The organism is Ramlibacter sp. WS9 (genome assembly GCF_003797765.1).
Lineage (GTDB): Bacteria > Pseudomonadota > Gammaproteobacteria > Burkholderiales > Burkholderiaceae_C > Ramlibacter.
In genome coordinates, this window is sequence record NZ_RKMB01000003.1 from 398,306 (window position 1) to 424,716 (window position 26,411).

The 26,411-nt window shown below is 65.3% G+C and carries 31 protein-coding genes; 13 read left to right on the plus strand and 18 right to left on the minus strand.

The genetic code is table 11. The annotated features are described in order from the left end of the window. Positions 1-14: 14 nt before the first annotated feature. The 3 genes from EEB15_RS07790 to EEB15_RS07800 are packed head-to-tail and all read right to left on the minus strand — an operon-like array spanning position 15 to position 1,289. On the minus strand, positions 15-416 hold the full coding sequence (locus tag EEB15_RS07790; RefSeq protein WP_141509242.1) for a VOC family protein: 402 nt from the start codon (positions 414-416) through the stop codon (positions 15-17). Positions 417-429: 13 nt separating this feature from the next. Further along, complete coding sequence (locus EEB15_RS07795) at positions 430-930, minus strand: VOC family protein (protein WP_141509243.1); 501 nt, start codon at positions 928-930, stop codon at positions 430-432. A gap of 11 nt (positions 931-941) precedes the next feature. Further along, positions 942-1,289 (minus strand): GFA family protein, encoded by a 348-nt coding sequence (locus EEB15_RS07800; protein ID WP_141509244.1) that lies wholly within the window; start codon positions 1,287-1,289, stop codon positions 942-944. Positions 1,290-1,412: 123 nt separating this feature from the next. Between EEB15_RS07800 and EEB15_RS34450 the strand changes: the two genes are divergently transcribed. Further along, positions 1,413-1,544, plus strand: coding sequence for a hypothetical protein (locus tag EEB15_RS34450; RefSeq protein WP_255466301.1), 132 nt, complete (start codon positions 1,413-1,415; stop codon positions 1,542-1,544). Here the strand turns inward: EEB15_RS34450 and EEB15_RS07805 are convergent. Both EEB15_RS07805 and EEB15_RS07810 read right to left on the minus strand, forming a co-directional pair. After that, on the minus strand, positions 1,536-2,135 hold the full coding sequence (locus EEB15_RS07805; protein WP_141509245.1) for a LysE family translocator: 600 nt from the start codon (positions 2,133-2,135) through the stop codon (positions 1,536-1,538). The two genes, EEB15_RS34450 and EEB15_RS07805, sit on opposite strands and share 9 nt — an antisense overlap. A gap of 1 nt (position 2,136) precedes the next feature. Then, positions 2,137-3,345: an aminotransferase class V-fold PLP-dependent enzyme gene (locus tag EEB15_RS07810; protein WP_141509246.1), complete on the minus strand. Its 1,209-nt coding sequence runs from the start codon at positions 3,343-3,345 to the stop codon at positions 2,137-2,139. A 91-nt stretch (positions 3,346-3,436) separates the two neighbouring features. Here EEB15_RS07810 and EEB15_RS07815 point away from each other — a divergent pair, with 91 nt between their 5' ends. Then, positions 3,437-4,228: an AraC family transcriptional regulator gene (locus EEB15_RS07815; protein ID WP_141509247.1), complete on the plus strand. Its 792-nt coding sequence runs from the start codon at positions 3,437-3,439 to the stop codon at positions 4,226-4,228. Positions 4,229-4,388: 160 nt separating this feature from the next. On the opposite strand, the gene EEB15_RS07820 is transcribed toward EEB15_RS07815, so the two are convergent. Both EEB15_RS07820 and EEB15_RS07825 read right to left on the minus strand, forming a co-directional pair. Continuing rightward, complete coding sequence (locus EEB15_RS07820) at positions 4,389-5,552, minus strand: acyl-CoA dehydrogenase family protein (RefSeq protein WP_141509248.1); 1,164 nt, start codon at positions 5,550-5,552, stop codon at positions 4,389-4,391. A 17-nt stretch (positions 5,553-5,569) separates the two neighbouring features. Beyond that, entirely contained in the window at positions 5,570-6,658 is a 1,089-nt protein-coding gene (locus EEB15_RS07825; protein ID WP_158290035.1) for a dipeptidase, read from the minus strand. A 95-nt stretch (positions 6,659-6,753) separates the two neighbouring features. Here EEB15_RS07825 and EEB15_RS07830 point away from each other — a divergent pair, with 95 nt between their 5' ends. The 3 genes from EEB15_RS07830 to fabG all read left to right on the plus strand — a co-directional run bounded on the left by EEB15_RS07830 (position 6,754) and on the right by fabG (position 10,938). Next, positions 6,754-7,959 (plus strand): acetyl-CoA C-acetyltransferase, encoded by a 1,206-nt coding sequence (locus tag EEB15_RS07830; RefSeq protein WP_141509250.1) that lies wholly within the window; start codon positions 6,754-6,756, stop codon positions 7,957-7,959. Between the two features lie 4 nt (positions 7,960-7,963). Further along, positions 7,964-10,123 (plus strand): 3-hydroxyacyl-CoA dehydrogenase NAD-binding domain-containing protein, encoded by a 2,160-nt coding sequence (locus EEB15_RS07835; RefSeq protein ID WP_141509251.1) that lies wholly within the window; start codon positions 7,964-7,966, stop codon positions 10,121-10,123. Positions 10,124-10,188: 65 nt separating this feature from the next. Beyond that, positions 10,189-10,938, plus strand: coding sequence for a 3-oxoacyl-ACP reductase FabG (gene fabG, locus EEB15_RS07840; RefSeq protein ID WP_141509252.1), 750 nt, complete (start codon positions 10,189-10,191; stop codon positions 10,936-10,938). Between the two features lie 2 nt (positions 10,939-10,940). Here fabG and EEB15_RS07845 read toward each other — a convergent pair whose 3' ends face one another. After that, on the minus strand, positions 10,941-12,623 hold the full coding sequence (locus EEB15_RS07845; RefSeq protein WP_141509253.1) for an FAD-dependent oxidoreductase: 1,683 nt from the start codon (positions 12,621-12,623) through the stop codon (positions 10,941-10,943). A 106-nt stretch (positions 12,624-12,729) separates the two neighbouring features. Here EEB15_RS07845 and EEB15_RS07850 point away from each other — a divergent pair, with 106 nt between their 5' ends. Genes EEB15_RS07850 through EEB15_RS07875 form a run of 6 tightly spaced genes read left to right on the plus strand, consistent with a single transcriptional unit; the run spans position 12,730 to position 17,155 of the window. Further along, positions 12,730-13,671, plus strand: coding sequence for a bifunctional helix-turn-helix transcriptional regulator/GNAT family N-acetyltransferase (locus EEB15_RS07850; RefSeq protein ID WP_233259394.1), 942 nt, complete (start codon positions 12,730-12,732; stop codon positions 13,669-13,671). Between the two features lie 8 nt (positions 13,672-13,679). After that, entirely contained in the window at positions 13,680-14,591 is a 912-nt protein-coding gene (locus EEB15_RS07855) for a DMT family transporter (protein WP_255466302.1), read from the plus strand. 30 nt (positions 14,592-14,621) lie between these two features. Beyond that, a complete protein-coding gene (locus EEB15_RS07860; protein WP_141509255.1) occupies positions 14,622-15,086 on the plus strand; it encodes a GyrI-like domain-containing protein in 465 nt (154 codons plus the stop codon). Next, positions 15,083-15,976, plus strand: coding sequence for a GyrI-like domain-containing protein (locus tag EEB15_RS07865; protein ID WP_141509256.1), 894 nt, complete (start codon positions 15,083-15,085; stop codon positions 15,974-15,976). Before EEB15_RS07860 ends, EEB15_RS07865 begins: the two co-directional genes overlap by 4 nt. Positions 15,977-15,983: 7 nt before the next feature. Next, positions 15,984-16,586: a chromate transporter gene (locus EEB15_RS07870; RefSeq protein WP_141509257.1), complete on the plus strand. Its 603-nt coding sequence runs from the start codon at positions 15,984-15,986 to the stop codon at positions 16,584-16,586. Then, positions 16,583-17,155, plus strand: coding sequence for a chromate transporter (locus EEB15_RS07875; protein WP_141509258.1), 573 nt, complete (start codon positions 16,583-16,585; stop codon positions 17,153-17,155). Before EEB15_RS07870 ends, EEB15_RS07875 begins: the two co-directional genes overlap by 4 nt. A 3-nt stretch (positions 17,156-17,158) precedes the next feature. Here EEB15_RS07875 and EEB15_RS07880 read toward each other — a convergent pair whose 3' ends face one another. Genes EEB15_RS07880 through EEB15_RS07925 form a run of 10 tightly spaced genes read right to left on the minus strand, consistent with a single transcriptional unit; the run spans position 17,159 to position 23,915 of the window. After that, a complete protein-coding gene (locus tag EEB15_RS07880) occupies positions 17,159-17,548 on the minus strand; it encodes a DUF2784 domain-containing protein (protein WP_141509259.1) in 390 nt (129 codons plus the stop codon). Between the two features lie 18 nt (positions 17,549-17,566). Next, a complete protein-coding gene (pyrF, locus tag EEB15_RS07885; RefSeq protein ID WP_141509260.1) occupies positions 17,567-18,271 on the minus strand; it encodes an orotidine-5'-phosphate decarboxylase in 705 nt (234 codons plus the stop codon). Continuing rightward, entirely contained in the window at positions 18,268-18,801 is a 534-nt protein-coding gene (locus EEB15_RS07890; protein ID WP_158290036.1) for a GNAT family N-acetyltransferase, read from the minus strand. The genes pyrF and EEB15_RS07890 overlap by 4 nt, the downstream gene beginning before the upstream one ends. 2 nt (positions 18,802-18,803) lie before the next feature. Beyond that, positions 18,804-19,223 (minus strand): GFA family protein, encoded by a 420-nt coding sequence (locus EEB15_RS07895; RefSeq protein ID WP_141509262.1) that lies wholly within the window; start codon positions 19,221-19,223, stop codon positions 18,804-18,806. Positions 19,224-19,247: 24 nt separating this feature from the next. Next, positions 19,248-20,210 (minus strand): GNAT family N-acetyltransferase, encoded by a 963-nt coding sequence (locus tag EEB15_RS34580; RefSeq protein ID WP_141509263.1) that lies wholly within the window; start codon positions 20,208-20,210, stop codon positions 19,248-19,250. 24 nt (positions 20,211-20,234) lie between these two features. Next, on the minus strand, positions 20,235-20,738 hold the full coding sequence (locus tag EEB15_RS07905) for a GNAT family N-acetyltransferase (protein ID WP_141509264.1): 504 nt from the start codon (positions 20,736-20,738) through the stop codon (positions 20,235-20,237). 2 nt (positions 20,739-20,740) lie between these two features. After that, positions 20,741-21,259 (minus strand): GNAT family N-acetyltransferase, encoded by a 519-nt coding sequence (locus EEB15_RS07910; RefSeq protein WP_199236480.1) that lies wholly within the window; start codon positions 21,257-21,259, stop codon positions 20,741-20,743. Continuing rightward, positions 21,256-22,629 (minus strand): tetratricopeptide repeat protein, encoded by a 1,374-nt coding sequence (locus EEB15_RS07915; protein WP_141509265.1) that lies wholly within the window; start codon positions 22,627-22,629, stop codon positions 21,256-21,258. The genes EEB15_RS07910 and EEB15_RS07915 overlap by 4 nt, the downstream gene beginning before the upstream one ends. A gap of 30 nt (positions 22,630-22,659) precedes the next feature. Next, on the minus strand, positions 22,660-23,130 hold the full coding sequence (locus EEB15_RS07920; RefSeq protein WP_233259395.1) for a DUF3574 domain-containing protein: 471 nt from the start codon (positions 23,128-23,130) through the stop codon (positions 22,660-22,662). Next, the gene (locus EEB15_RS07925; RefSeq protein WP_141509266.1) at positions 23,103-23,915 is read right to left on the minus strand and encodes a porin; all 813 of its coding nucleotides are present in this window, start codon (positions 23,913-23,915) and stop codon (positions 23,103-23,105) included. Before EEB15_RS07925 ends, EEB15_RS07920 begins: the two co-directional genes overlap by 28 nt. Positions 23,916-24,220: 305 nt before the next feature. Between EEB15_RS07925 and EEB15_RS33615 the strand changes: the two genes are divergently transcribed. Both EEB15_RS33615 and EEB15_RS07930 read left to right on the plus strand, forming a co-directional pair. Next, positions 24,221-24,391 carry a hypothetical protein gene (locus tag EEB15_RS33615; RefSeq protein ID WP_158290037.1) on the plus strand — a complete coding sequence of 57 codons (171 nt, stop codon included), beginning with the start codon at positions 24,221-24,223 and terminating at the stop codon, positions 24,389-24,391. A gap of 14 nt (positions 24,392-24,405) precedes the next feature. Continuing rightward, entirely contained in the window at positions 24,406-26,409 is a 2,004-nt protein-coding gene (locus EEB15_RS07930) for a proton-conducting transporter membrane subunit (RefSeq protein ID WP_141509267.1), read from the plus strand. Positions 26,410-26,411 lie beyond the last annotated feature (2 nt).

The window sequence follows — 26,411 nt, forward strand, 5'->3', positions numbered from 1 at the left end:
CTCGGCACCACGGGCTAAGGCTTGCCGGTCATCGGAAGCGGCTGCAGCAGGCTCAGGCGATTCTGCTCGGTGTCGTAGAACGAGACATAGCGGCCGACAGTCGGAATGTCCATCGGCTCACCCAGCAGCTTGCCGCCGGCGGCGACGACCTTGTCCATGGAGGATTCGATCTTCTCCACGGCGATCACGACCGACGGGTATTGGGCGGGCCAGTCGGCTTTGCGCGGGAAAAAGCCGCCGCCGATCGCGCCGGCCGGCGCGCCGGGTTTGGCGTCGGCCTTGGCGGTCGTGGCGACCACGTAGTTGCCCATCTCCTCGCCGTACTGCTGCAGTTCCCAGCCGAAAACGGATTGATAGAAACGGACGATGCGTTCGCGGTCGTCATAGGGCAGTTCGAAATGAACGACGGGATCCATAGAGTTTCTCCTTTCAGTTGCCGTTGAATGCGCGCTGCAGAGCGGGAAGGTCGAGCTTCTTCATGTCCATCATGGCGCCGAAGGCGCGCTCGATCGCGGCCGTGTCCTTCGACGTCATCATCTCGAGGAAGGCCTTGGGGATCACCTGCCACGACAGGCCGTAGCGATCTTTCACCCAGCCGCACTGCTGGGCTTCGACAGGACCGCCTGCCGCCAGAGCGTTCCAGAAGTGGTCGACCTCCTTCTGGTCCTCACACATGATCTGCAGCGAGACCGCCTCGTTGAACTTGAAGTGCGGCCCGCCGTTGAGCGCCGTGAAGGCCTGCCCGGCCAGCTCGAACGACACGGTCATCACGCTACCGGGCTTGCGCCCGTGCACTTCCTTGCCGGCCTCGCCGTAACGGGCGATGTGCGTGATGCGGGAATTGGGAAACAGCTCCGTGTAGAAGCGGGCGGCGTCCTCACCCTGGCTGTCGAACCAGAGGCAGGGAACGATCTTCGAGGTGAATTGCATTCTTCTCTCCTTTACTTGGAACGGCCATCGAAATGCTGGACAGGAACCGTTGCCAGGTCGAGGCCTTCCAGGCAGCGGATGTTGATCGCGGCGATGCGGTTGCCTTTGGGGTCGACGCCTTCGCCATAAGGATGCATGCCGCACACCGGGCAGAAACGGTGCTTGATGACGTGCTTGTTGAACGTGTAGCTTGCGGCCGCGTCCGGCGGCGTCTTGAGCTGCAACTTCTCGTGCGGCACGAACCACAAGAGCGACCCCTTGCGCTGGCAGATCGAGCAGTTGCACGACAGCGCGCCGTCGATCTCGCCTTCAACCTCGAACCTGATCCTGCCGCAGTGGCAACTGCCTGTGTGGAGCATGAAACACCTTTTCGAGCCGAACTCATCACTTAACCACTCGGTTCAGTATACCGGCGTTTTGGGGCTTGTCAACGAAACAGGAGGTAAGGCATTTACAGGCTGTAAGGCGGTGCGGGGCGCTTTATGGTTGGATGCCTGCCCGCCATCGCCGAGCTACTGGCCGGCATGGGCTGGCGTAGCGTGGTGGCGTTCAACGACGAAGACTTTGGCTCCCGCAGCCTGCTGGGGCGCAGCGACAAATCCGAGTCACGCTGACCACATTGGAATGACCGATGCTGCGAGCAGCGCGCCCAACGTTGCGTTGGCCGCATGCCAGTGCCGCTTTGTCCGCAGCAGCCTTGCGAGCACAAGTCCGGCAGCGCACCAGATCGACAGGGATACCGCCGCCGCTAGACCGAAGACGGCGCCGAGCAGCACGGCAAGCTGAACAGGATGCATCGACGGCGCGGCGAAGGACGCTGCCGCGCCAGTGACCATGGCCCAGGCCTTCGGATTCATCCAGAGCAAGCCCGCGCCGCCAGCGAACCCAAGCGGGATCGCCATATTCGTGCGCAGATCGGGTGGCCCACTCTTTCCCAACTGCCATGCGAGCCAAAGCAGGTAACCCGTTCCGACGATCTTCATGGCCAACTGTAATGAAGGCGCGGCCATCAGTAGCCCCGACAAACCCGCTCCGGCAACGGATGCCAGGGCTGCCAAACCGGCGCTGATTCCGACCATCAACGGAATGGAGCGACGAAAGCCAAACTGCGCACCCGACGTGGTTGCCAACGTGGTTGCGCCTCCTGGCGTGATGGTGGATGTGAACGCGAACAGGGCAAGCGGCAAGAGCGAATCGGTCGCCATGCTATTGCCGCTTCACCTGGGTGGGCGCCAGCTGCGCGAGCGCATCCGCCAGTTGCTCCAGATCGTACTCATCGTTGTAGACATGAGGCGAGACGCGCACCGCATTGCCGCGCACCGCCACATGAATTTGTTGCCGCGCAAGATGCCGGCGGCAGGCCTCGGGGTCCATGCCGGCGGGCAACTTCACACCGAAGAGGTTCGCGCATCGTTCGGCCTCGTCAGCGACTTCGAAACCAAGCGAGCGCATGCGCTCGACGGATTGGCGTTCGATTTGCAGCAAGTAGTCGCGAACTCGACCGGGCTGCCAGTCGATCAGCAAGCGGCACGCTGCCTCCAACATGGCGATCAAGACGGGGTTGGCGCGCAGACTTGTGTCGAAGCGCCGCATTCCCTGCGCGTAGTGGTCTTCATAGTCGACCAGGCGTGCAAAATTCTCGCTGCCGGATCGCATCAACCAGCTCTCCTCCAACGGGCTGCCTTCGAGGAACCGGTCGCTGAAAACCGCGAAGCCGAGACCGTAGTTCGCCAGCATCGACTTGTAGCTGTGCACCACCAAGGCATCTGGCTGGACGCGCCGCACGTCGAATGGCATTGCCCCTACCGTTTGGGTGGCGTCGATGACCAATGCAGCGCCCACCTCTCGGCAACGCCGCCCGATTCTGTCGAGATCAAAGAGCGTCCCGTCGGTCCAGTGCGCAGGCTCGACGGCGACGAGCAAAGTGTCGGCATCGATTGCGGCTACGACTGCGGCGTTCCAGAGTGCTGCTCGACTCGTGCCGATCGACTCAGAAGACCATGGAGCCGCAGGCGCAAGGACCGTGCGCATCTCAACGTTCTCAGCTCGCCAGTTGCGCCAGGCGTAGACATTGCTGGGAAACATATCGCCGAGCATGACGACGTTCTGTCCTGATCTCGGGCGCAGATTCCTGGCGACGATGGCAATGGCGTAGGCCGCCGTGGGGACGAACGCGACGCGTTCGGGGTCCGCGTTGACGAGTCGCGCAAACAATCCGCGTGTCCGTTCGGCGGGTTCAAAGAAGTCCTTCGGCGTCAGATCGATAGGTGAGGCGCGCGCGGTGAGCGCTGCCACGCCGGCCTGCTCCACGAGCCGCGGCAACGGACCCATGAACGCGCTGTTCAGGTAGCAATGGCCGTCGGGAAGCGAGAACAGGTCTCGCTGGCAGCGCAGTGGCGAAGAGGGTGTTGGCATCGGTCGAAGGTGGGTTGTTGCATGCTTCGCCCTATGATCGTCGGGTGACGTTCTCGCATCTATCAAGAAATTTCAAACGAGGCTGCGCGCCATGAAGTCGGACTTCGACTGGGGTCGCGTTTCACTGCTGCCATCGGCGCCGTACTCGATCCGCGACGAGTCGCGCGCGTATGTGCTGGGCCTTGCATTCGAGCGGCAACAGGGGGTGCATGCGGTGGGCGGTGATCGGCGTCGGGATTTCGACGCATGGCCTGGTGAGCTGGCCTTCACCTCCCCCGATGTGGAGATGTTCTCGGAATCGGGGAGTGGCGGCGAGTACCTGGCCTTACACGTACAGTGCGCCGCGCTGGGCCTTAAACGCGGGAGCCCGCTGGCCGTGCCACGCGCCGTTTTTCGCGGAGACCGGAGGGCCGTGCTGTTGGGCAAACAGTTGCGCCGCTCGATGCTGGCGTCGCACCCCCAGCCACAGGTCATCGAGGATCAGGCGATGGAGCTGCTGGATCATGGACTGTCGCTGCTCGCACTCCCGCGTAGGGCGCCTGGCGGCTACGAGCATGATCGACAGGCGCATGCACGAGTACTGGAGTACATCGATGCCGGAATCGATGGCCCGCTGAGCCTGGACGAGATTGCGCGTGTTGCAGGGATGCCGGTGCTGCGCTTGCTGCGCAGTTTCTCGATTGCCACGGGAAGTACGCCCCACGCCTACGTCACCGAGCGAAGAATGCAGCGTGCCCGCGCGCTGTTGGGCGCAACCGACGACCCCATCGCGGACATTGCAGCCTGCTGCGGGTTCACGCATCAGTCGCATCTTGGCGCCGTGTTCAAGGATCGGTTGGGGCTGAGTCCGCGTCAGTACAGAGTCCTTGCCGGGCGATCTTGAAGTCTCAAGATCAAGAGTGTGCTGATGTCGGTCTGGCTTTGCTTGCCGGCAAAGGCTGCGCCGAGGCGGCGCCTATGGACAGGACGAAATTCTCAGCCGATCACAAAGGGGGTTCGAGCATTTCTGCAGGCGGCAGATCGATAGCCGGACGGTTCACTGATCATTTCCCGCCGAGCCCCATCGCCCGGGTGATCACTTCCTTCATGATCTCGTTGGTGCCGCCGTAGATGCGCTGCACGCGCGCGTCGGCGTAGGCGCGCGTGATCGGGTACTCCCACATGTACCCGTACCCGCCGTGCAGCTGCAGGCATTCGTCCATCACCTTGCATTGCAGGTCGGTGGTCCAGTACTTGGCCATGCTGGCAGTGGCGGTGTCGAGCTTGTCCTGGCACACGAGCTCCAGGCACTTGTCGACGAAGACACGGGCGATCTGCACTTCGGTCTGCAGCTCGGCCAGGGTAAAGCGCGTGTTCTGGTAGGACGCCACGGGCTGGCCGAACACCTTGCGTTCCTTGGTGTACTGCACCGTCCAGTCGATGGCGGCCTGGGCCGAAGCCACAGCTGTGACGGCGATCTGCATGCGCTCCCAGGGCAACTGCTCCATGAGGCAGATGAAGCCCTTGTTGCGAAAGGCTTCCCCACCCAGCAGGTTCGCGGCGGGAACCAGCACGTTGTCGAAAAACAGTTCTGCCGTGTCCTGCGCCTTCAGGCCCAGCTTCTTCAGGCGCTTGCCGTGCTCGAAGCCCTTCATGCCACGCTCCACCAGCAACAGGCTGGTTCCTTTGGCTCCCGCTGCCGGGTCGGTCTTGGCAACCACGATCACCAGGTCCGCATGCCAGCCATTGGTGATGAAGGTCTTGCTGCCGTTGAGCAGGTAGCTGCCGTCGGCCTGCTGGATGGCGGTGCTCTTCACACCTTGAAGGTCGCTGCCCGCCGCCGGCTCGCTCATCGCAATCGCACCGATCATCTCGCCGCTGGCCAGCTTCGGCAGGTACCGCAGCTTCTGCTCTTCAGTACCGTAGTGGAGGATGTACGGCGCGACGATCTCGCTGTGCAGGCTGTACCCGATGCCGCTGAAGCCGCCGCGCGCGAGCTCTTCCATCTGCACGACGGAATACAGCTTGTCGGCGCCTGAGCCGCCGTATTCCTCCGGCAGCGTCGCGCACAGGTAACCGTTTTCGCCGGCCTTGCTCCAGACGGCACGGTCGACGTAGCCCTGCTCCTCCCACTCCGAATGGAACGGCGCGATCTCCTTGTCCACGAAACGGCGGAAACTGTCGCGGAAGGACTCGTGGTCTGCGCTGAAAAGCGTGCGTTCGATCATGGTGTCTCCGGTGATGCTCAGGCAATGGGCGATGCACCGCGCATCGCCTGCTTGACGATGCGCGCATAGTTGCCGATGAAGATGCCGTTTAACGTGGATTCGTCCAGACCGCGTTGGGCCAGGTTGTCCGCGACCTCGCGCAAGTCCACGTAGTTGGACAGGATGGGGCCCGGGCCCGCGCCTTCCATGTCCGTGCCGAAGGCGACATGCGCAGGCCCGATCAATTCGCACATGCGCATGGTTTCGTCGGCGAAAGTCCGGACGCTGTGAACGGGGTAGGCCGGATCGCGATTCACCCTCACCGTCCACAGCCCGACTGCGCCGCCCCGGGCAGCGATCTTGCGCGCGGAGGCCGGCGAGAGCGATCGGGCGATGTAGCCCGGATCTTGCCAGTTGCCGCCTTGCGGACTGATCCACGAATGCGACCAGACCATCGCGCTGTCGGCGGCGTCCAGCGCCCCGTCGACGAACGCCGGCGTGCTGTGCGCCAGGTCCACCACGATGCCGTGCCGCTTGCACTCGGCAATGACTTGCGCCCCCACCGGCGTGAGGCCGCCATGGCGCGGCTCCGCCGTCTGGTGATCGCCCAGCGGGCTCTGGATGAAGTGCACCATCTGCATGTGGCGCACGCCCCAGGCATGAGCCTGCGCGACGCGTTCCGGCCGGCCCTCGAGGAAATTGGCAGCTTCCGTTGCCAGCAGCACACGCGGCTCACCTGCAAGCGCAGCATCCACGTCCGCGGGCGTCAACGCCTTGGCGACACCCCATGTGTTGAGCTTTGCTTCGTTGTCGGCGAGCCGCTTCTGGAAAGAATCCCAGAGCTCGCCGGGCTCCGGCTGGCGCGACTGACGCCACCCTTGAGGCGTTCGGCTGATCCACCGATGGTCATCCGTGACGGCCCACGCCATCAGCATGGTGCCGGACTCTCGCATGTGCTGGCGCAGGTCGAGCCCGAACAGGCGTGGCATGAACATCCCGTAGTGGGAATGCATGTCGGCCAGGAACGGGCCTTTGTGCTGCTGCGCGCGCGCCGGGAGCACCTGGCCGGCCAGGAAAGCCGCGCCTATTGCGGCGATGCGGCGTCTCGATATCGCGGTTGCGTTCATGCTTTTTTCCGAGGCTGCTGTCGCCATTTTTACAGAGCAATTGCTTGGTGAAATGAATATACTGGCTTTTTCGTCTTTGGCACCTGGAGCCCATCATGACCGAAGCCTATGTTTACGACGCCATCCGCACGCCGCGCGGCAAGGGCAAGAAGGACGGAAGCCTGCACGAAGTCAAGCCCGTCAACCTGCTCGCCGGTGTGCTGACCGAGCTGCAGCGTCGCAATGATTTCGACACCGGCCAGGTGGACGACGTGGTGATGGGCGTGGTCTCGCCCATCGGCGAACAGGGCTCGGTGATCGCCAAGGTGGCGGCACTCAAAGCCGGCTGGGACTGGCGTTGCTCCGGCGTCCAGCTCAACCGCTTTTGCGCCTCCGGCCTGGAAGCCGTGAACATGGCGGCGCAGAAGGTGCGCTCGGGCTGGGAAGACCTCGTCGTCGCGGGCGGCGTCGAAAGCATGAGCCGTGTGCCGATCGGCTCCGACGGCGGCGCCTGGGCGCAAGACCCGGAAACCAATTCCGCCACCAACTTCGTGCCGCAGGGTGTGGGGGCGGACCTCATCGCCACATTGGAAGGCTTCTCGCGCGAAGACGTCGACGCCTTCGCCATGGAAAGCCAGAAGCGCGCGGCCAAGGCGCGCGAAGGCGGCTTCTTCGCCGGCTCCATCGTGCCGGTGAAGGACTTCCTGGACCAGACCATCCTGGGCGAGGACGAATTCATCAAGCCGCGCACCACCATGGAAGGCCTGGCGGCGCTCCGGCCCGCGTTCGACCAGCTGGGCGCGATGGGCTTCGATGCCGTCGCCATCGCGCGCTACCCGCAGGTGGAGCGCATCAACCACGTCCACCATGCGGGCAACTCGTCGGGTATCGTCGACGGCGCCGCGGCGATCCTCATCGGCAGCGAGGCCGCGGGCAAGACGCACGGCTTCAAGCCGCGTGCGCGCATCGTCGCCGCCGCGCTCTCTGGGGCCGACCCGACCATCATGCTCACCGGGCCCATGCCCGCGGCGCGCAAGGCCTTGGCCAAAGCGGGCCTCACGATCGACCAGATCGACCTGTTCGAGGTGAACGAAGCCTTTGCCGCCGTCCCCATGCGCTTCATGAAAGAGCTGGGCGTGCCGCACGACAAGGTCAACGTCAACGGCGGCGCCATCGCGATGGGCCACCCGCTCGGGGCCACCGGCGCGATGATCCTGAACACGCTGATCGATGAATTGCATCGCCGCAAGCTGCGCTACGGCATGGCGACGCTCTGCGTGGGCGGCGGCATGGGCATCGCGACGATCGTTGAAAGAATCTAAGGCCATGAAGACCCTCAAGTACGAACTCGCCGACGGCATCGCCACCATCACCTTCGATGAGGAAGGTTCGCCCGTCAACACCATGTGCCAGCAATGGCAAGACGACCTGACCGAAGTCACGGCGCAGGTGGTGAAGGACAAAGACGCGATCCGTGGCCTCGTCCTGGCATCGAACAAGACGACCTTCTTTGCGGGCGCCGATCTCAAGGGCACGATGCGGTTGCAAGCGTCCGACGCGCCGCAGGTGTTCCGCGGGATCGAGCAAACCAAGAAGAACTTCCGCACGTTGGAAACGCTGGGCAAGCCGGTGGTGAGCTGCCTCAACGGCACGGCTTTGGGCGGCGGCTGGGAGGTGGCGCTGATCGGGCATTACCGTGTCGCGATCGACGACCCCAAGATCCAGTTCGGCCTGCCGGAGATCACGCTGGGCCTCATTCCCGGCGCGTCTGGCATCACCAAGATGACGCGCCTGCTCGGCCTGATGGGCGCGCAGCCCTACATCCTGGAAAGCAAGCTGTTCGGCCCGCGCGAGGCGCTGGAGCTGGGCCTGGTGCACGAGCTGGTGCCCGATGCCGCCGCGCTGCGCCCGTCCGCCCTCGCCTACATCGACAAACACGCCAGCGGCACGGCGCCGTCCCATCAGCCGTGGGACGCACAGTCCTACAAGATGCCCGGCGGCACGCCCAGCAACCCGAAGATCGCCGGCATGCTGAGCGTGGCGCCCGCTGTGTTGAAGCAGAAGACGCGCGGCCTGTACCCTGCCCCCGAGTACGCGCTGGCCGCGATGGTGGAAGGCGCGCAAGTCGACTTCGACACGGCCCTGCGGATCGAGTCGCGCTACCTCGCCAAGCTGATCACCAGCCCGGTCGCGAAGAACATGATCAACACGTTCTTCTTCAACATGAACGCGATCAAGTCCGGGCAGTCGCGCCCGAAGGACGTGCCGAGATACAAGCCGCAGAAGGTCGGCATCCTCGGCGCCGGCATGATGGGCGCCGGCATCGCGTATGCGCAATCCAGCCGCGGCATTGCCACGGTGTTGAAGGATGTGTCGATCGACAAGGCCGAGGCAGGCAAGGCCTACAGCGCGAAGATCACGCAGCCCCGCGTCGACAAGGGCAGGATGAGCCCGCACGACCAGGCGGCGCTGCTGGCGCGCATCACCCCCACCGATTCGGCCGAAGCGCTGCGCGGCTGCGACCTCATCATCGAGGCTGTGTTCGAGAACCGCGAGCTCAAGGCGCGTGTGACTCAGGAGGCCGAGCCGATGCTCGCGCCCGGCGGCTTCTTCGCGAGCAACACCTCCACCCTGCCGATCAGCGGCCTGGCGAAGGCCAGCGCGCGGCCCGACAAGTACGTCGGCATCCACTTCTTCAGCCCGGTCGACAAGATGAAGCTGGTGGAGATCATCCGCGGCAAGCAGACCGACGACGAGAGCGTGGCGCGCGCTTTCGACTACGTGCAGTCGCTCGGCAAGATCCCCATCGTCGTCAACGACTCGCGCGGCTTCTTCACCTCGCGCGTGTTCGGCACCTTCGTGATGGAAGGCGCCGCGATGGTCGGCGAAGGGCTTCCCGCCGCCGTGGTCGAACAGGCCGGCATCCAGGCCGGCATGCCGGTGGGGCCGCTCGCCGTGCTCGATGAAACCGCGCTGTCGTTGTCCGTCCACGTGCTGGACCAGACCCGCACCGACTACCGGGCCGAGGGCGGCACCTACATCGCGACGCCCGGGGAGTTGCTGGTGGAGCGGATGGTGAAGGAGTTCGATCGCAACGGCCGCGCGGCCGGGGCCGGGTTCTATGACTATCCCGAGGAAAGAGGAGCGAAGAAATTCCTGTGGCCGGAACTGAAGAACCTGTTCGAGAAGCCGGGCGCCGCGTGGGACATGCAGGAGCTCAAGGACAGGCTCTTGTACCGCCAGGCCGTCGAAACCGCGCGCTGCCTCTCCGAGGGCGTGCTGACCACGGTGCACGACGCCAACATCGGCTCGATCTTCGGCATCGGCTTTCCGGCATGGACCGGCGGAGCGCTGCAATTCATCTATGGCATGGGCATCGAAGCGTTCTGTGCGCGCGCCGCGCAGCTGGCGGAAAAGCATGGCCCCGGCTTCGCCGTGACGCCGGCGATCCACGCCGCTCTTGGCAAGCACCAGCCGCAGTACTGACGCGGCAAACCCCCGCCAGCGCCGTGGTATGTTCGCGGCTTTGATTTTTGCCGCGCGCACCTGCCATGACATCCACTCGACTCAAGGACAAAGTCTGCATCGTCACCGGTTCCGCGCAAGGCATCGGCCTTGCCACGGCGCTGAAGTTCGCGAATGAAGGCGCGAGCATCGCCGTCTGGGACCTCACGCAGGCCGGCATCGACGAAGCCGTGCGCCAGTGCCGCGAAGCCGGCGCGCAGGCCGAGGGTTACGTCGTGGACGTCACGCAGCGCGAGATGGTGGACGCCGCCGTGTTGCGCGTGAAGGAGCGCTTCGGCCGCATCGACGTGCTGGTGAACAACGCCGGCATCACCAAGGACGCGCGGCTGCAGAAGATGACCATCGAGCAGTTCGACCGCGTGATCGACGTCAATCTGCGCGGTGTCTTCCATTGCGCGCAAGCCGTGTCGCACACCATGGTCGAACAAGGCCATGGCGTCATCCTCAACGCCAGCTCGGTCGTCGGCCTGTACGGCAACTTCGGCCAGACCAACTATGCCGCGACAAAGTTCGGCGTGCTGGGCTTCACCAAGACCTGGAGCCGTGAGCTCGGCCCCAAAGGCGTCCGCGTCAACGCCGTCGCCCCCGGCTTCATCAAGACCCACATCCTGGACAGCATCCCGGACAAGGTGCTGGAAGACATGAAGCACCGCGTGCCGCTGCACCGCCTGGGCACGCCGGAAGAGATCGCCAACGTCTACTGCTTCCTGGCCAGCGACGAGGCCAGCTACGTCAACGGCGCGGTGATCGAGGTGTCGGGCGGCATGACGGTTTAACCTCAGGCCACCCAGTCCATCAATCGCCGCGTCTCGGGCGAGCGCTCCAGTTCCGACACCAAGGTCGGGCGTTTGCCGGTGACTTGCAGCACCGCGTGTTCGCTGGAAAGAAAAGCCCCTTCCTGCCAGCCGGGCAGCGGCGAGACCTGGTCGCCGATCACGAAGAAGCGGCCGTCCGGCGCCAGCAGCCGCTGGTAGGCGCGGTTGTCGTCCGCCTTGTGCGGATCCCACAAGGCGACGCCGCCGCTCTGGCCCTCGGCCTGGTTCCACGCGATGCTCACCGCCTTGGATGAAGGCACCAACTCCTCGCTGGAGAACTCCTTGTGCATTCGCACCGCGTCACGCCGCCCGGCCTGGATGCGCTCGGCCAATGTCATGCGGCCGTAGGCTTCGGCCTGGTCGAGGTAGCTGTACGAGCCGGCGATGATGCCCTTGCGGCTCATGTAGTCGTTCGAGGGATACCACATCTGCGTGATCGGCCTGTCGGTATAGCTGATGCCCCCGAAGATGTTGTAGGGCGGCTCTTCCCAGAACCGGCGATTGGCCTGCCACGCCAGCTTGTACAAGGCGCCTATGCGCGCGTACTCCACTGCCTTCTTGAAGTCGTCCGAGAGGTTGGTCTTGATCGCGGCCAGCTTGGGCAGCGGCATGTTGGACAGGCAATAGTCGGCGCGCACCAGCGAGACCTTGCCGGTCTTGCGGTGGCGCCATGCCACCTCCACGCCATCCGGCTTGTTGACGATCTCCACGGCCTGGGCGTTGTACTGGATCTTTCCGATGCGCTTGACGAAAGCGTCGACGATCTTGTCCATGCCGCCCACGGGCTGGAACAGGCTGGGCTGCCACTCGCCGTCGAGCGGCTGGTTGAAGCGGTACTGCCAGAAGGTCGACTTCAGCAGTTCGGGCAGCGGCAGGCGCGGGTTGCCGGTGCACAGGGCCTCCACCGTCATCGGTGTGAGGCAGCCGTTGCGCGGTGTTTCCGAACCCACGATGCCGCCGCCGCCCGCCGAGGGCAGGTCACCGAACGAGCGCAGCATGTCCAGGAACAGCTTGCGGTCGTCCGGGGTCAGGCCGGTGTCGAGCGCGCCCTGGTTCACCGCCTTGGAGAGCAGTTCCGCGATGTGGCTGTCGCTGTCGTTGCCCAGCCGAAAGCGCGGCATGGCCTGGCCGCCGAACGCCTTGTCCGTCTGAAACAGGTTGGCCGTCGTGGACATGACGTACACCTCGAGCGGAATGGCGAATTCCTTGCAGTAGTGCATGAGGCGCGGGTGGTGGAACGGCAGCCGCGCCGGCCCGAGGTTCATGTACAGGCCCTCGTCGAAAGCGCAGGTCTGCACGGTGCGGCCGTGCGGACCGGCGTCTTCCACCACGCGCGTTCCGCGACGGGCCGTGAAGTTGCGCCCACCCGGTCGGTCGAGTGCTTCCAGGATGATGCAGCGGTAGCCGGCCTTCTGCAGCTCGTAGGCGGCGGCCATGCCGGCGATGCCCGCGCCGAGGATGGCCACCGTCTTGCCCTTGCCGTGGCCCGCGGGAAGCGCAGCGGGCCCGGCCCAGGCCGTGGGCACTTGCAGCATGCCCATGGCGACCATGGTCTCGTAGAGCGCACCCGCGCCCGCGAGCTTGCCGATGGAATGCAGGAATCCGCGGCGCGACGGTGCGCTGTCGGGTGTGGCCGTTTGGCTCATTGGAATCTCCTCCCCAAGGATGAGCTTGCATTATGGGTTTCTCAGCCTCGGATGGGAAGTCGTTAATTATTTGACTTCGGCAAGCAATCGGATGACGATGTCAGATATGAAGGATGATTCCCCGCCTGTCGCACCGGCCCAAGTCAAGGCCGTGCGTGGCTTCAACCGCTTCTACACGCAGCGCATCGGCGTGCTGGACCCGTACCTGGGCAGCCAGTTTTCCCTGACGGAAGTGCGGGTGCTGTACGAGCTTGCGCACCGTGACCAGCCCACCGCCGCCGAACTGGGTCGCGACCTGGCGCTGGATGCGGGTTACCTGAGCCGCATCCTCCGCCGGTTCGAAACGCGCGGCTGGCTTGCCCGCGTCCCTTCTCCGGCAGACGCCCGGCAAAGCCTGCTGCGGCTGACCGACGCGGGGCATGCCGCGTTCGCGCCGCTGCAGCAGAAGTCGCGGGACGAGGCGGCCGCCCTGCTGGCCGCCCTGCCCGCGCCCAAGCGCGACCAGCTGATTGATGCGATGTCGGCGGTGCAGCAATTGCTGGATCCGCAACCGCAACGCGCGGCCAGCCGCACCGTGCTCTTGCGCGACCCGCGCCCGGGCGACATGGGCTGGGTCGTGATGCAGCACGCCGAGATCTACTGGCGCGAGTACCGTTTTACCCAGGAGTTCGAAGGCCTGGTGGCGGAGATCGCCGGCAAGTTCATCATGAACTTCGACCCGGCGTGGGAAAAGGGCTGGATAGCCGAGATCGACGGCGAGCGTGTGGGCTCGGTCTTCGTCGTGCGGCGTTCCGCCACCGTGGCGCAGTTGCGCCTGCTGATCCTCACGCCCGGCGCGCGCGGCCACGGACTGGGCGCGCGGCTCACCGACGAGTGCATCGCATTCGCGCGGAGCAAGGGCTATCGCAAGATGATGCTCTGGACACAGAGCAACCTGGATGCGGCCCGGGCGATCTACAAGGCACGAGGCTTCGAGTTGACGAAGAGCGAGGCGAACAACGCGTACGGCCAGAAACTGGTCGGCGAAATCTGGGAGCTGAAGCTATAAACCTTGCCCTGCTCGCCGCCGCGGCATCCGGCGTGCAGGTCGGCGCTGCCATCGTCGCCTCGCGGTTCGCGGTGGCCGAGGTGCCGCCGCTGACGCTCGCGATGCTGCGCTATGCAATCGGCTTCGCCTGCCTGCTGCCGTTCGCATGGATGTCGCTATCCACCGCGCCAGGAGCGTCAAGGCCTCCCGCGGTCGGCACAAGCCGCGCGGCAGACCTGCTCGCGATGGCGGCACTCGGCATCGGGCAGTTCGGCGTGCTGATCGCCCTTCTCAACTTCGGGCTGCGCCACGTTGGCGCGGCGCAGGCCGCGCTGATCTTCAGCCTCCTGCCCCTGCTCACGTTGTCCCTTGGCGCCGTGCTGGGGCGCGAGCGCGTGACGGCGCCGCTGGTGCTGGGCGTGCTCCTGTCGATCGCCGGCGTGGCGCTCTCGCTGGCGCCCAAGCTGGGTCAGGCGCAAGCGGCACATTGGTGGGGCGAGGCCGCGGTAGCCGGCGCCGCTTGCACCGGCGCGCTTTGCAGCGTCCTTTATCGGCCCTACCTGCAGCGCTACCCCATGGTCCCGGTGTCCGCATTCGCGATGGCGTCGTCGGTGGTGGTGCTCGCGATGCTTGCGTTGGGGGAGCAATGGCCGGCACGCGTATTCACGTTCAGCGGCCAGGCCTGGGCGGCAACGGGCTTCATCGGCGTGTCGAGCGGCATCGGCTACTTCTTGTGGCTGTATGCGCTGAAGCACGAGTCGCCAACGCGCGTGACGGTGTTCCTCGCCCTGAACCCCCTGACGGCCGCGCTGCTGGGTTGGGCCTGGTTGAACGAGCCGTTGCAGCCGGTGGCACTGTACGCGCTCGGCCTGATCGCGGCCGGTCTGTGGTTGGCCACGCTCAGGCCAACTGCGCAAGAATTGTCAGGCCCCCGGCCGTAGATTGGAGCCTTCATCAACGAAGGATCCCTCATGAAAACCATCGACCTGGATCAAGCGATTCACGTGATCGGCATCGAACTGCGAACCACCAACGAAGAGGCGTTCCAGACCATCCCGTTGCACTGGAAGCGCTTTACCGAAGAAGATGTTTCCGGCCGCATCGCGGGCAAGCAGTCGGGCGACGTCTACGCCGTCTACACCCATTTCCAGAACGCCGGGCAAAACAACCAGGGCCTCTATTCGCTGGTGCTCGGCGTGCCGGTCGATGCCGCGGCCGCCGTGCCGCAAGGGTTCACACGGGTGGTGGTGCCGGCCTCGCTTCGCGCCGTGTTCCCCGTGCAAAAAGGCCGCTTCGACCTCGTCGGAGCCACGTGGCAGGAGATCTGGCAGCAGGGCGACCTGGCAAAGACCTTCATCGCCGACGTCGAGCGCTACCGGCCCGGCGGCGAGATCGATATCCTCATCGGTATCGAAAGGGAAGCTGCCATCGCATGAACAGGGAACACGGCTGGACCGACTACCAGGAGCGGCTGGGCCGCGTCATCGCGTACATCCACGACCACCTGGATGGGCCGCTCGAGCTGGACCGGCTGGCCGAGGTGGCCCATCTCTCGCCCTACCACTGGCACCGCGTCTACCACGCCCTGCACGGTGAAACCATCGCGGCCACCGTGCGGCGCCTGCGCCTGCACCGGGCCACGGGCTACCTGGCCAACACCCCGCTGGCCATAGCCGACGTGGCGCGCAAGTGCGGCTACCCGAATGTGCAGTCGTTCGCGCGCGCGTTCCGCTCGGTCTATGCGATGAGCCCCACCCAGTACCGCGCGCAGGGCAGCCACGCAGTGTTCCACGCCGCACAGGCGCAGCCGGAGGCCGCCGGCTACGCCGTCGACATCCGCGACGTGCCCGCTGTGCAACTGGCGGGCATTGCCCATCGAGGCTCGTACATGCTGGTCGGCAAGGCCTTAGCAACCGCCTACATGCGCCTGGCCGCGCAGGGCCTGGCGCGGCCCGAGGCGCGCTGGATGGCGGTGTACGACGACGACCCTTTTGCCGTTCCCGAGAAGCAGCTCAGCTCGCGCGCCGGCCTGTCGCTGCCGCCGGGCGCGCAGGCGCAGCCGCCGCTCATGCCCTTCACGCTGGGCGGCGGCCCTTGCGCCGTGCTGCGTCACCGCGGCCCCTATTCGACGATGCGCGCCGCCTACCAGTGGCTCTACGGAAGTTGGCTGGTGCAGTCGGGCCTGGAAGCAGCCGATCAGCCGGTCTTCGAAGAGTACCTGAACAATCCGCGCGACACGCGGCCGGCCGACTTGCTGACGGATATCTTTCTGCCCCTCGCGGGCCCGGCAGTTTTGACCGGGAAGCATGCAAACACGGGACGATAATCGCTGCATGAGTTCCTTGCCTCCGGCCCCCGCATCCGACGCGGAACAACGCCCCCAGCCGCGCTCCCTGGGTGACCTGTTCTGGTCGTTCACCTGGCTGGCCCTGCAAGGTTTTGGCGGCGTGCTGGCGGTGGTGCAGCGCGAGATGGTCGAGAAGAAGCGCTGGATGACGCGCGAAGAATTCGTCGAGGAATGGGCCGTGGCGCAGATCATGCCCGGACCCAACGTGGTGAACCTCTCCTTGATGATCGGCGGCCGCTACTTCGGATTGCGCGGCGCCATGACGGCGCTGGCCGGCATGCTGGCCGTGCCGCTGCTGGTCGTGCTGGCGCTGGCGCTGGTGTACGCGCAGGTCGCGGACAACCCGCACGTGGCCGGTGCCTTGCGCGGGATGGGCGCGGTCGCGGCGGGGCTGATCACGGCCACCGGCCTCAAGCTGATGAGCGCATTGAAGAAGCATCCTTTGGGTGTGCCGGCCTGCACCGTCTTCGGCATCGCCACTTTCGCCGCCATCGCGCTGCTGCGCTGGCCGCTCGCCTACGTGCTGCTGGGCCTGGGCGGGCTCGCATGCGTCTTGACCTACCGCAAGATGGGAAAGGCGGGCGCATGACGATCACCATGACCGGCGCCGACTGGCTCTCGCTGTTCGTGCACTACCTGTCGCTGTCGCTGCTGTCGGTGGGCGGCGCCATCACCACCGCGCCGGACATGCACCGCTTCCTGGTCGACGGCAAGGGCTGGTTGACCGATCCGCAATACAGCGCATCGATCGCCATCGCGCAGGCCGCGCCGGGCCCGAACGTTCTGTTCGTCGCCTTGATGGGATGGAACGTCGGCCTGAACGCGGGCGGCCTGCCCACTGCGCTGTTCGGCATGACGGTGGCCATGGTCGGCATCATGATCCCCAGCACCACCCTCACCTATTTGGCCGCGACCTGGGGCCACGCCAACCGCGAGCTGCGCGGCGTGCGCGCGTTCAAGCAGGGCATGGCACCCATCGTGATCGCACTCCTCGTCGCAACGGGCTGGATCCTGGCTACGGGCAGCAATTACGTGACGCGCAACTGGCCGATCTGGCTGCTGGCCGTCGCCGCCGCCGTCATCGTCTGGCGCACCAGGATCCACCTGCTGTGGCTGCTGGGCGCGGGCGCGGTGCTGGGATGGGTCGGCTGGGTCTGAGTATCAGCGCTTGCGCCGCGGCGGAAACAACCACCATGTGGCCAGCACGGCCAGACCGAAGAGCGAATAGACGAGCGTGAACACCCAACCCGGCGCATCGTAGTAGAGCAAGTACTGCAGCCAGTGCTCGATGAAGCCGCCGGCATAGGTAGGGCCGCCGCCCTTGGCGCGCAACCACATCTCCAACGTGGTCAACGGACACAGCATCCCGAACCATGACTCCGCGACAACGACCGCAATCGCAGCCAGGTGGGCGAGCCTGAACCACAGGCGGTTGACCCAGCCCCACCTTCGCAGATTGCCGGCCACCACCACGATGAGACCCAGCAAGACGAACGCCGCGATGGCCACGTGCAGCGCCAGCACGGCATCGGCGAGCAATCGGTAGGGCATGGTGGTTGCCCGCGTGGCTTACTTGTTGCAGTGGTCGCAGATCGCCACGAACGCAGCGAGCGGATCAGGCGCCTTTGTCACGCCGCGGCCCACGACCAAATGCGTCGCGCCGGCGCGCAGGGCCTCGACTGGCGTGGCGATTCTCGCTTGGTCATTGCCTTTCTCGCCGGGCATTTGCGTGCCCGGCGCGATGATCAACATGTCGAGCGGCAGGGCTTGGCGCAAAAATGCGGCTTCCTGGGGCGAGGCGACGACGCCATGGCAACCGGCTCGCGCCGCAAGCTGCGCCAGCCGGAGGACCTGCTGCTTCACCGTCGCGCCTACGCCGATCTCAGCCAAATCTTCGTCCCGCAGGCTGGTGATCACCGTGAGCGCCAGCACGCGCAGCTGCGGAAAGGGCCGGGCAGCATCCACGGCGGCACGCAGCACTGCCGAACCTCCGGAAGCGTGCACTGTCACGAAGGACACGCCCAGGGCGCCGCAAGCTGCGACGGCACCGGCCACCGAGTTCGGGATCTCGTGCAGCTTGAGGTCCAGGAACACCTGCTTTCCTGCGGTGATCAGTTCCCGCACCACGGCGGGCCCTTCGGCCGTCAACAACTGCAAGCCAATCTTGTAAAACGACGCGTGCTCGCCCAACCGCTCCACCAGGCAGCGCGCCGCGGCCGCGCTGTCGAAGTCGAGCGCGACGATTATTCGGTCCTCGACACGCGTGGAGTTCATCGGCATCGTGCGTACATGTAGCTGGGCCCGGGCTCAGGGCTGATGTTCGGGTGCACGACGAAGCGCTCCAGCCGCCCTTCGCGTGTGAACCCGGCCTTTTCCAGAACCCGCGCCGAGTTGCGATTGTTCACGTCGCAGGTGGCTTGCAAACGAAAAAACGCGGGCACAGCAAGCGCTGCTCCGGCCAGTGCATCGACCGCTTCGGGCATCAGTCCGCGGCCCCAGTACGCCTGCGCCAGGACGTAGCCGATGTCCACCGTGTACCCGGATGCGCGGGCCTCCAGCATGCCGATGGGCGCATCAGGCGCATCGTGCAGTGCCAGGATGTACGGCCACCGCGCGCCCTCGCCGAACAATGCGATGCACTCCGCGATGAAGGCCTCGGTTTGCGCCACGGCCGCATGCGGGCGCCAGACCATGTAGCGCGCCGCCTCTGCCGATTGCGTATAGGCGTCGAATATCTTGCGCGCATCCGCAGGCTGCGGTGCACGAAGGAGCAGACGGCGCGTGGCGAGCTCGTTCGGCAGCACGTTCAGCCCGGCGCCGGCTTGCGCGGCAAGTGATCGCCCAGCGTCACCCAGTCGACATGGGTGTCGAAGTACGCATGGACCTGCGGTTCACGGCCGACGGGGTCGGTGAACAGCGCTCGGGCGATGTGCAGCTCGCCCGGCCAGGCCGGTGCCTTGAAGAACATCGGGCTTCCGCATGTCGAGCAGAACCCGCGGCTGCCGCCTTCCGGCGCGTCATACCAGCGCAGCAGTTGCACCGGGTCGTCGAGCTCCACCTGAGCCGAGCCCACGCTCACCCAGGTGACGAAGGCGCTGCCGTGCGCGCGCCGGCAGCGCGTGCAGTGGCAATGCGCGACCCATTTGGGTGGCAGGCCGGCCTTGAAGGACACGCCGCCGCACAGGCAGGCGCCACGCGCGAGTGAAGCATCGGAGTTGGAAGGCATCTCATCTCCTGGTTGCAGGATTGTCTAACGCGCGCGCAGATCGCGCACCATCAACAGTTCATCGGGCTCGACTTCCAGCGGCTTGTAAAGGCTGGCCGACGCCGGAGCAAAGTCCAAGCGCTCCAGCAGCCTCAGGGAACGCGTGTTGCTGCGCTTGAGCACTGCCGACAGAGTGCGCACTTCATGGCTGCGCTCCAGTTCAGAGATCATCGCTTCCACAGCCTGGCGTGCCAGGCCACGGCCCCAGTACCGGCTGCCCAGAACGTAAGCGATGGCGGCCCTGCCATCGGCATGCACAGTCGCCTGCACGTAGCCGATCAGTTCAGAGGACGGCAGGCGGATCACCCAGTTGAGCCATTGCTCACGGCCATCAGGCGAGCGCCGGCTTTCCAGGCGCGCGAACCGCTGGCGCAGCCACTCCAGGGACTGCGGCGGTTCATTCTCATGTTCGTAGACCGCGGGATCGCAAAGGACTTCGAACATCTCGTCCGCGTGGGAAGCGAGCTGCGGTTCGAGGGAAACCGCAGCCGAGTCGCGACACGCTCGGGCGTAATAGTTGTCCCACTCGGAGGTCTCCACCAACTCGAAGCCATGCCGCTGATAGAAGCGATTGGAGTCGCTGCCACGCAATGCCCCGACTCGCAGTGGCTTTGCCTGCGCATCCGCTTGCGCGAACACGCCGGCCAGCACCACCGCGCCAATGCCGCGCCGTTGAAACGCCGGTGCGATGTAGAGATGGTCCAGCAACACGCCGTCCTCGATCGGCTTGACCACCACGAAGCCGACGCGCTCGCCCGCTACCACGATGTGACGTGTGTGCTCAGGCGCGAACCCGCCCAGGAAGCGCTCGCGCGCCCGCACGGGGTCGAAGCGGCCGATACGCTCCAGGCTCTCGCGCATGGCTGCAACGCGCAGCGCGGCCAGCGCTTCTGCATCTTCGGCGCGGGCGTTTTCGAAGGCAACATCGGTCTCGCGGTACTGGGGCATGCCGCGATTTTGCCAGTGGCCGGCTCAGCGCGCGACGATCGCCCAGCGCTCGTGGTCGCGCCAGCGGCCGCGAATTTTCAGGTAGCGCGGCGAGTAGCCTTCCTGCTCGAAACCGCAGGATCGCACCAGCGCGATCGACGGCAGGTTGCCGGGCTGGATGTTGGCCTCGAGCCGGTGGAGCTTGAGTTCAGTGAACGCCTTTCGCACAGCCAGGCGCAGGCCCGCCCGCATCAGCCCTTGCTGCTCGTGGCCCGTGAATGCGTAGTAGGCGAGATAGGCGCTCAAGAAAACGCCGCGGACGATGTTGGTGATGTCTATGAAGCCGACCAGCGCATCCGTGGTGGCGTCACGCACGGCAAAGCCGAAGTTGTTGGGCCCCTGCGAGCGCGCAGCCAATGCCTGGAACGCCGCGCGCGTCGTGGGCGGCGAAACCCAGGGGCCGTGCAGCTTCCGGCTGCGCGCCACGGCGGCGAGGAACTCGGCTTCGTCGATCGGCCGCAGCAGGACAAGGCGGACAGATGCGCCCATGATCAGCCCAACACCTTGAGGTAGACCCGGTTCTCGTAGTGATCGTTCTCGAACACATAGTCGGTTGCGCCCACGTCGACGTAGCCCTGCTTCGGATAGAACCCAATGGCCCGGGCATTGCCGACCCAGGCCGTGAGCCACAGGGCATCGGCGCCGCGCGCTGCGGCCGACTTCTCGGCGCGACGCAGCAGTGCCTTGCCGATGCCCTGGCCGGTGAATCGTTCGTGCACGTACAGCCTGTTGACCTCCGATGTCGCCCCATGCGACACCAGCGCATGACGCGCCCCGTGTGTGACTTGCACGAAGCCCACCAGGTGGCCATCGTTCTCTGCCAGGATGAACTCTGTCGATTCGTCCTCCAGCAGGGATTCGATCTTCGCTGGCGCGAAGTGCTCAACGACCTCTCTTGCCAACGCAGCCCGCATCCCGGCCGGCGCGTACGTGTCCAGAAACACGTGCGTGCCGAGCATACCGATGCACAGGGCGTCTGCCGCGGAGCCCGCGCGAAACGACGGGGTCACTTCTTCGATGCGGCGAGCTTCGCCGCGTAGGCATCTGCACGCGTGGCATCACCTGCCGCGCGGTACAGGTGCTCGAGCTCCTCGAACACATACGGATCCGGCTCGCCGGCCTGCTCCCACTCGCGCTCCAGGCGCAGCTGGATGTCGATCGCCTCGTGGAGCTTGCCCTGGGCCCGCAACGTCCACGCGATCATCCAGTAGGCGATGCGCACGTTTTTGGTCTTGCCCGCGCGTTCGTGCGCGGCAAGCGAAAGCTTGAACTGCGTCAGGGCCTCATCGTATTGCCCGAGCAGGTGCTTGGCATAGCCCACGTTGTTGCGCAGCGAGGCTTCCCATTTTTTTGCCGCCGGCTGCGACGAGCCCTCGAGGTAGTCCAGCGCCTTCAGGTCCCATTCGAGCTGCGCCTTCGGGTCAGGGTCGGCCATCGGCATCATGTGCAGCGCATCGATGGCCAGGTAATCGAGTTGGGCGTGCCTGGCGGTTTCGAAGGCTTGCAGATACAGCGATCGTGCCTGCTGCCTGGCTTCGGCCGTCAACAACGCTTTGGGGTGGGCCGGAGACGCGTACGTGCGGCCCAACTCGAGCAGGTAATTGACCTGCGCCTCTGCCGAGGCCTTCTTCACCGGTTCGCCGATCGATGCGAGGATCTCGCGGGCGCGAACGAAGTCCTTGCGCAGCCCCCAGGTGCGGGCGATCTGCGTCTGCAGGATCAGCGCTTCGTCGTCCGTCGCTGTGGCCAAGGCATCGCGAAACCGCTGCTCGCTGAGCGCCGGCTTGCTGTAGTCCCACAGGCCCAAGATGTCGAGCGGCATGGCGTTCCTTTCTTTGCTTGAAATACGCAGCCATAGCTGCGCGTCGAACGGCACGAGCACAGGGCCCGCGTTCCTGCCCGATGAATGCTCGTCGGCCCTGCCGAACAGGATTTTCTCGAAGCTTACCCGTGTGACCGCGTAGGGCGTGCCCTCGAATGCAACGGCAAGCCGGCGCAGAAGCGCCGGGTCGCCCAGCACGTCCGCCGCGAGCTTATCGCGCTCTCCTCCCCTGGCGCGCGAAATGCGCGCAGCCCAGCCGGGTGCCGCAAGCGCCGAGTCGGCGATGTGGGCGGACAGCCACGGATAGGAGACGGCGCGTCCCAAAGACAGCGCCGAAATTCCGGCGGGCCAGCTGCGTAGCCATTCGGAGACCACGCGCCGGTATGTGGGCTCGTCGATCGTGCAGCGCTCGAATGCCGACGCATCCGGGCGGAGCGTGGCTGAGGTGCCGGAAGCGTGAACCTCGACGAAAGGACTGCAGGCGCTGGTCAAGCCAGGCGCCAAGGCCAAACCCGACACGAAGACAGCGCGCAGCATTGCCGATGCGATGGCGCTCATGGACCGACCACGATGTGCATTGCACTCCCCTCAAAAGGAAATGCAGGCCGGGGCTTTGACGCGAAGCACCGCTTCCTGCTGGAACCTCGCCTTGTACTCCACAACGATCTCGACGACCGCCTTCTCACTCGCGGCGTCATCCGGGTGCAGCAGGTTGAGCACGCGGGACGCTTCGCGAACGATCGCGCCGTCCCCGCCGCGCCATTGGCCGGCCGCTTCCCAAACGGTCAAGCCTTGCGGAAAGCGCGGACTGACGACCTTGTTCAGAAAATCGGCCCACTCGCCCGGCGTGACAATCCCGACCGGCTTGGCCGTGCCGAAGTAAAGCGAGTCCTGGATGAAAGCCTGCTCCTCACCCGTGCAGGCTGGTGAGTGGAACGACGCGCAACCAGTGAGCGCCAGCAAGACGACCATCACCATCGCCGACGCCGATGGGCGAAACGCGGCGAGGCTTCGCAGCGCTTCGACCGGCTTCAGCGCGCCACGCCCGGCTGGATGCACACCGACACCGTGACACTTCCGGCGAGAGGCCTGCTGGCTGCCACGCGCGCATCGTTGTATATCAAACGCTGAAACGACGGGCTGCCAAAGTCAGTCGTGACCACGAGCCCGGTGCCATAGGTGTACGGCCCGCTGACGAATGACTGATTGCCGTCCACGATGTAGAAGGAATCGATGTTGGGATAAGCGGCCGTCGCGCTGACAGCGTAGGCCGCCGGCATGTTGAGGATTCGTGAATTCGCGACACAGCCGATGGGGAGCATGCCGTTGCCGAAGGGCGGGCTGATCGATCCATTCCCGATGTTCTGCACCTCGGTCGGGTCGACAGAGCGCACACAAAGACCGTCCATGCCGTTGGTGCCACGGCGGTTCAGCAAGCGCGGATCGGAGAAGCCACCGCTCATGATGACCTTGGAGACGAATTCGCCCCGGTTCACGGGCACGGGGACGGTGCGCGTCTGCATGCGCTGCCATGCGTTGAGGAAGAAGTCATTGCTCGAAAACGTCCCCAATGTCACGGTGCGTCCCGGCAAACACTCCAGCAGCGGCGGCGTTGTGACCCATTTGCCCTCCGGGTACGGCACCAGCGAGCGCCAGGTTCCGCCCTCCGTCTGCTGCCGCGTGTCGCCCGTGGTGGTGTTGGTGCAGGTGTCCGTTCCGGGCACGTAATGGAAACCGGCGCCATACAGCGTGCAGATCCTCACGTACTCCACGGCCGCGACACTTGCCGGGGCAATGAGCAGGAGCCCGGCGCATGTGGCAAACGACAACAAGTGCTTGTTCATTGGGCTCCTTGGCGGGGTCGGTACACCGGGCACCATGAGCAGCCCGTACGCGTGCGGAGTATAGCGGTCGTACTGCAGAGTTCAAACCCGCGCGCCGCCGCTTAGTAAGCCCGCGATTTCCAGATCCGCCAGGGGCGGAAAGGCCCTTGCGCCGAGCGCCGACTTCAATGCAAGTTTCAGCATCATTTCATTAGCATATAATTTCAACTTGGTGCATCGCACTTCCTGAGAGACCTGCGGCCCACGACGCGCCGGCATCATCCGGTCGCGAATGCCAAGGCAAGCGCACAAGTTGGAGGGGTCAGATGAGTTCGCCGAATCACGCGCATGCCCACGTGGGCAACCCATCCCACGCTCATGCGCGGCCGACCGGTTGGCGGCGCTGGGTCTACGCCACAAACCACAAGGACATCGGCACGCTCAACGAGGACGCCACCAAGCTGGCCTGGGGCGAACCTGTGGCGGCAATCCGGTAGAGGCCCGCCAAAAGATGTCCGCACTGTCCGTCGCCGTATTCGTGCTGTTGTGGGGCGCGGGTGCCTGTCTGTTGCCGATGCGAAGTGCGCTACAGGCGGCCATTGCGCTCATCACCCAGCTGGTGGCGATGATCGCCATCGGGGAAGCGGTTGTGGGTGTGCTGTTCGGAGGCCCGCCGGTGGCGGGTCAGCTGGCATGGGCGTATCCCATCGGCAATTTGAGCGTGCGCCTCGATGCGCTGGGCGCTTTCTTCCTGGCGTGGTCACTGCCGATGACGTTCCTTGGCAGCGTGTATGCCGTGGGCTATCTTCGCTCCCACTTCGGCTCAAAGCGGCATCTGGGCGTGCATTTCTCGCTGCTCAATCTGACGTCGCTTGCGTTTGTGCTGGTGTACACGGCCGATCATGCCCTTATCTTTCTGCTGGGCTGGGAGGTGGCCGCGCTGGCTGCATGGCTGTTGGTGATCTGGGACTACACGAATCAAAAGGTCCGATTCGCGGGATTCAACTACCTGGTCTCCACGCATATCGGCCTGGTGTTCCTGATCGCCGGATTCATGATCCTCTACGCCCACTCGGGCTCCTGGTCCATAGCTGCGTTCGGCGAGTGGTTGCGCGACCATCCGGGCGGCGAGCGCGACTTGGTGTTCCTGCTTCTCGTGGCGAGCTTCGCGCTCAAATCGGCATTCTTTCCCTTCCACTCATGGCTTCCGCGCGCGCATGCAGCCGCACCGGCCCATGTCTCGGCACTGATGTCTGGTGTCATCCACAAGGCAGGGCTGTATGCGTTGGTCCGGTTTGTCATCCTCATCGGCACGCCCGACGAGTGGATGGGCTGGTTTCTCATCGGGTTCTCGGCGTTGTCGGCAGTCGTGGGCGCGCTCTATACGGTCGGCCAGCGTGACCTGAAGCGCCTGCTGGGGTACTCGTCCACGGAGAACGTCGGCATCGCAGGCATCGGCTTGGGCATCGGCTGCCTGGGGCTGGCGTGGAAGAACCCAGTGCTGGCGACGTTCGGGTTCGGCGGCGGCCTTCTGCACATCCTGAACCACGCATTCTTCAAGTGCCAGCTGTTCTACGCCGCGGGTGCGGTGTACCAGGCCACACACACCGTGGATATGGAAAAGCTGGGCGGCATTTCGCGGCTGATGCCTTGGACAGCCATGAGCTTCCTGCTGGGCGGACTCGCGATTTCCGGCTTGCCGCCGCTCAATGGCTTCACGAGCGAGTTCGTGATCTATTCGGGCCTGTTCACCGGCGAGGCGATCGGAGTCGGCGCCAAGGTCGCGCTCTGCCTGGCCGGGGCGGCGCTGGCCTTCGTGGGCGCAGTCTCCGCTTTGAGCATCACACGCGCATTCGGCGTCGTCTTCCTGGGGACTGCGCGCGACCCTGAGATCACGAGTTCGGGAGAGGCAAGCCGGTGGATGCTGGTGCCGGTGGGGCTGCATGCCTTGGGCGTCGTCTTGCTTGGCGTCGTCCCTGCCCTGGGCGTCGCGCTCGTGGAGTGGCCCGTCAAGCTAGCGCTGGAGCAAAGCCTGCCGGCTGCTGCCAACGTGCTGCCTGGGCTTGCCGCCGCACTCACCCGAATCGGCCTGATCTCCGGCGGTCTGGCCCTGCTGGTCATGGTTCTGGTGTGGCTGCGATACAGGGCCGTGGCCGCCCCCGGGAAGCGCCACGTCACCTGGGGCTGCGGCTACACCGCCGTTAACCCACGCATGCAGTACACAGGGGCGGGCTTCTCAGCCGATTTCAGCGAATATTTTCGCGGCGTGATGGTCCTGCTGCGCCGGCGCAAGGCGCCAGCGGGGTACTTCCCGGATGACAGCTATCTCGTCACCGACTGCGTGGACGCCGTCGAGCGCCGGCTCTACTCAGTCATCAATCATGGGGACGCCTCGGCGGCGCAGATGTCCTCCCGACTCAAGGAGGACGATCCCCGCCTGGGCTTTGCTGCCGCGCTGGTGGCAATTCTGGTGATCGCCGGGCTGGCACTGCTGTCGGGAGGCCCACTTCAATGAGG

What these genes read in the sequence shown, in the direction of transcription:
- EEB15_RS07790 (WP_141509242.1), bottom strand. Translation starts at nt 416, where the DNA reads ATGGATCCCGTCGTTCATTTCGAACTGCCCTATGACGACCGCGAACGC.
- EEB15_RS07795 (WP_141509243.1), bottom strand. Translation starts at nt 930, where the DNA reads ATGCAATTCACCTCGAAGATCGTTCCCTGCCTCTGGTTCGACAGCCAG.
- EEB15_RS07800 (WP_141509244.1), bottom strand. Translation starts at nt 1,289, where the DNA reads ATGCTCCACACAGGCAGTTGCCACTGCGGCAGGATCAGGTTCGAGGTT.
- EEB15_RS34450 (WP_255466301.1), top strand. Translation starts at nt 1,413, where the DNA reads ATGGTTGGATGCCTGCCCGCCATCGCCGAGCTACTGGCCGGCATGGGC.
- EEB15_RS07805 (WP_141509245.1), bottom strand. Translation starts at nt 2,135, where the DNA reads ATGGCGACCGATTCGCTCTTGCCGCTTGCCCTGTTCGCGTTCACATCC.
- EEB15_RS07810 (WP_141509246.1), bottom strand. Translation starts at nt 3,345, where the DNA reads ATGCCAACACCCTCTTCGCCACTGCGCTGCCAGCGAGACCTGTTCTCG.
- EEB15_RS07815 (WP_141509247.1), top strand. Translation starts at nt 3,437, where the DNA reads ATGAAGTCGGACTTCGACTGGGGTCGCGTTTCACTGCTGCCATCGGCG.
- EEB15_RS07820 (WP_141509248.1), bottom strand. Translation starts at nt 5,552, where the DNA reads ATGATCGAACGCACGCTTTTCAGCGCAGACCACGAGTCCTTCCGCGAC.
- EEB15_RS07825 (WP_158290035.1), bottom strand. Translation starts at nt 6,658, where the DNA reads ATGAACGCAACCGCGATATCGAGACGCCGCATCGCCGCAATAGGCGCG.
- EEB15_RS07830 (WP_141509250.1), top strand. Translation starts at nt 6,754, where the DNA reads ATGACCGAAGCCTATGTTTACGACGCCATCCGCACGCCGCGCGGCAAG.
- EEB15_RS07835 (WP_141509251.1), top strand. Translation starts at nt 7,964, where the DNA reads ATGAAGACCCTCAAGTACGAACTCGCCGACGGCATCGCCACCATCACC.
- fabG (WP_141509252.1), top strand. Translation starts at nt 10,189, where the DNA reads ATGACATCCACTCGACTCAAGGACAAAGTCTGCATCGTCACCGGTTCC.
- EEB15_RS07845 (WP_141509253.1), bottom strand. Translation starts at nt 12,623, where the DNA reads ATGAGCCAAACGGCCACACCCGACAGCGCACCGTCGCGCCGCGGATTC.
- EEB15_RS07850 (WP_233259394.1), top strand. Translation starts at nt 12,730, where the DNA reads ATGAAGGATGATTCCCCGCCTGTCGCACCGGCCCAAGTCAAGGCCGTG.
- EEB15_RS07860 (WP_141509255.1), top strand. Translation starts at nt 14,622, where the DNA reads ATGAAAACCATCGACCTGGATCAAGCGATTCACGTGATCGGCATCGAA.
- EEB15_RS07865 (WP_141509256.1), top strand. Translation starts at nt 15,083, where the DNA reads ATGAACAGGGAACACGGCTGGACCGACTACCAGGAGCGGCTGGGCCGC.
- EEB15_RS07870 (WP_141509257.1), top strand. Translation starts at nt 15,984, where the DNA reads ATGAGTTCCTTGCCTCCGGCCCCCGCATCCGACGCGGAACAACGCCCC.
- EEB15_RS07875 (WP_141509258.1), top strand. Translation starts at nt 16,583, where the DNA reads ATGACGATCACCATGACCGGCGCCGACTGGCTCTCGCTGTTCGTGCAC.
- EEB15_RS07880 (WP_141509259.1), bottom strand. Translation starts at nt 17,548, where the DNA reads ATGCCCTACCGATTGCTCGCCGATGCCGTGCTGGCGCTGCACGTGGCC.
- pyrF (WP_141509260.1), bottom strand. Translation starts at nt 18,271, where the DNA reads ATGAACTCCACGCGTGTCGAGGACCGAATAATCGTCGCGCTCGACTTC.
- EEB15_RS07895 (WP_141509262.1), bottom strand. Translation starts at nt 19,223, where the DNA reads ATGCCTTCCAACTCCGATGCTTCACTCGCGCGTGGCGCCTGCCTGTGC.
- EEB15_RS34580 (WP_141509263.1), bottom strand. Translation starts at nt 20,210, where the DNA reads ATGCCCCAGTACCGCGAGACCGATGTTGCCTTCGAAAACGCCCGCGCC.
- EEB15_RS07905 (WP_141509264.1), bottom strand. Translation starts at nt 20,738, where the DNA reads ATGGGCGCATCTGTCCGCCTTGTCCTGCTGCGGCCGATCGACGAAGCC.
- EEB15_RS07915 (WP_141509265.1), bottom strand. Translation starts at nt 22,629, where the DNA reads ATGAGCGCCATCGCATCGGCAATGCTGCGCGCTGTCTTCGTGTCGGGT.
- EEB15_RS07925 (WP_141509266.1), bottom strand. Translation starts at nt 23,915, where the DNA reads ATGAACAAGCACTTGTTGTCGTTTGCCACATGCGCCGGGCTCCTGCTC.
- EEB15_RS33615 (WP_158290037.1), top strand. Translation starts at nt 24,221, where the DNA reads ATGAGTTCGCCGAATCACGCGCATGCCCACGTGGGCAACCCATCCCAC.
- EEB15_RS07930 (WP_141509267.1), top strand. Translation starts at nt 24,406, where the DNA reads ATGTCCGCACTGTCCGTCGCCGTATTCGTGCTGTTGTGGGGCGCGGGT.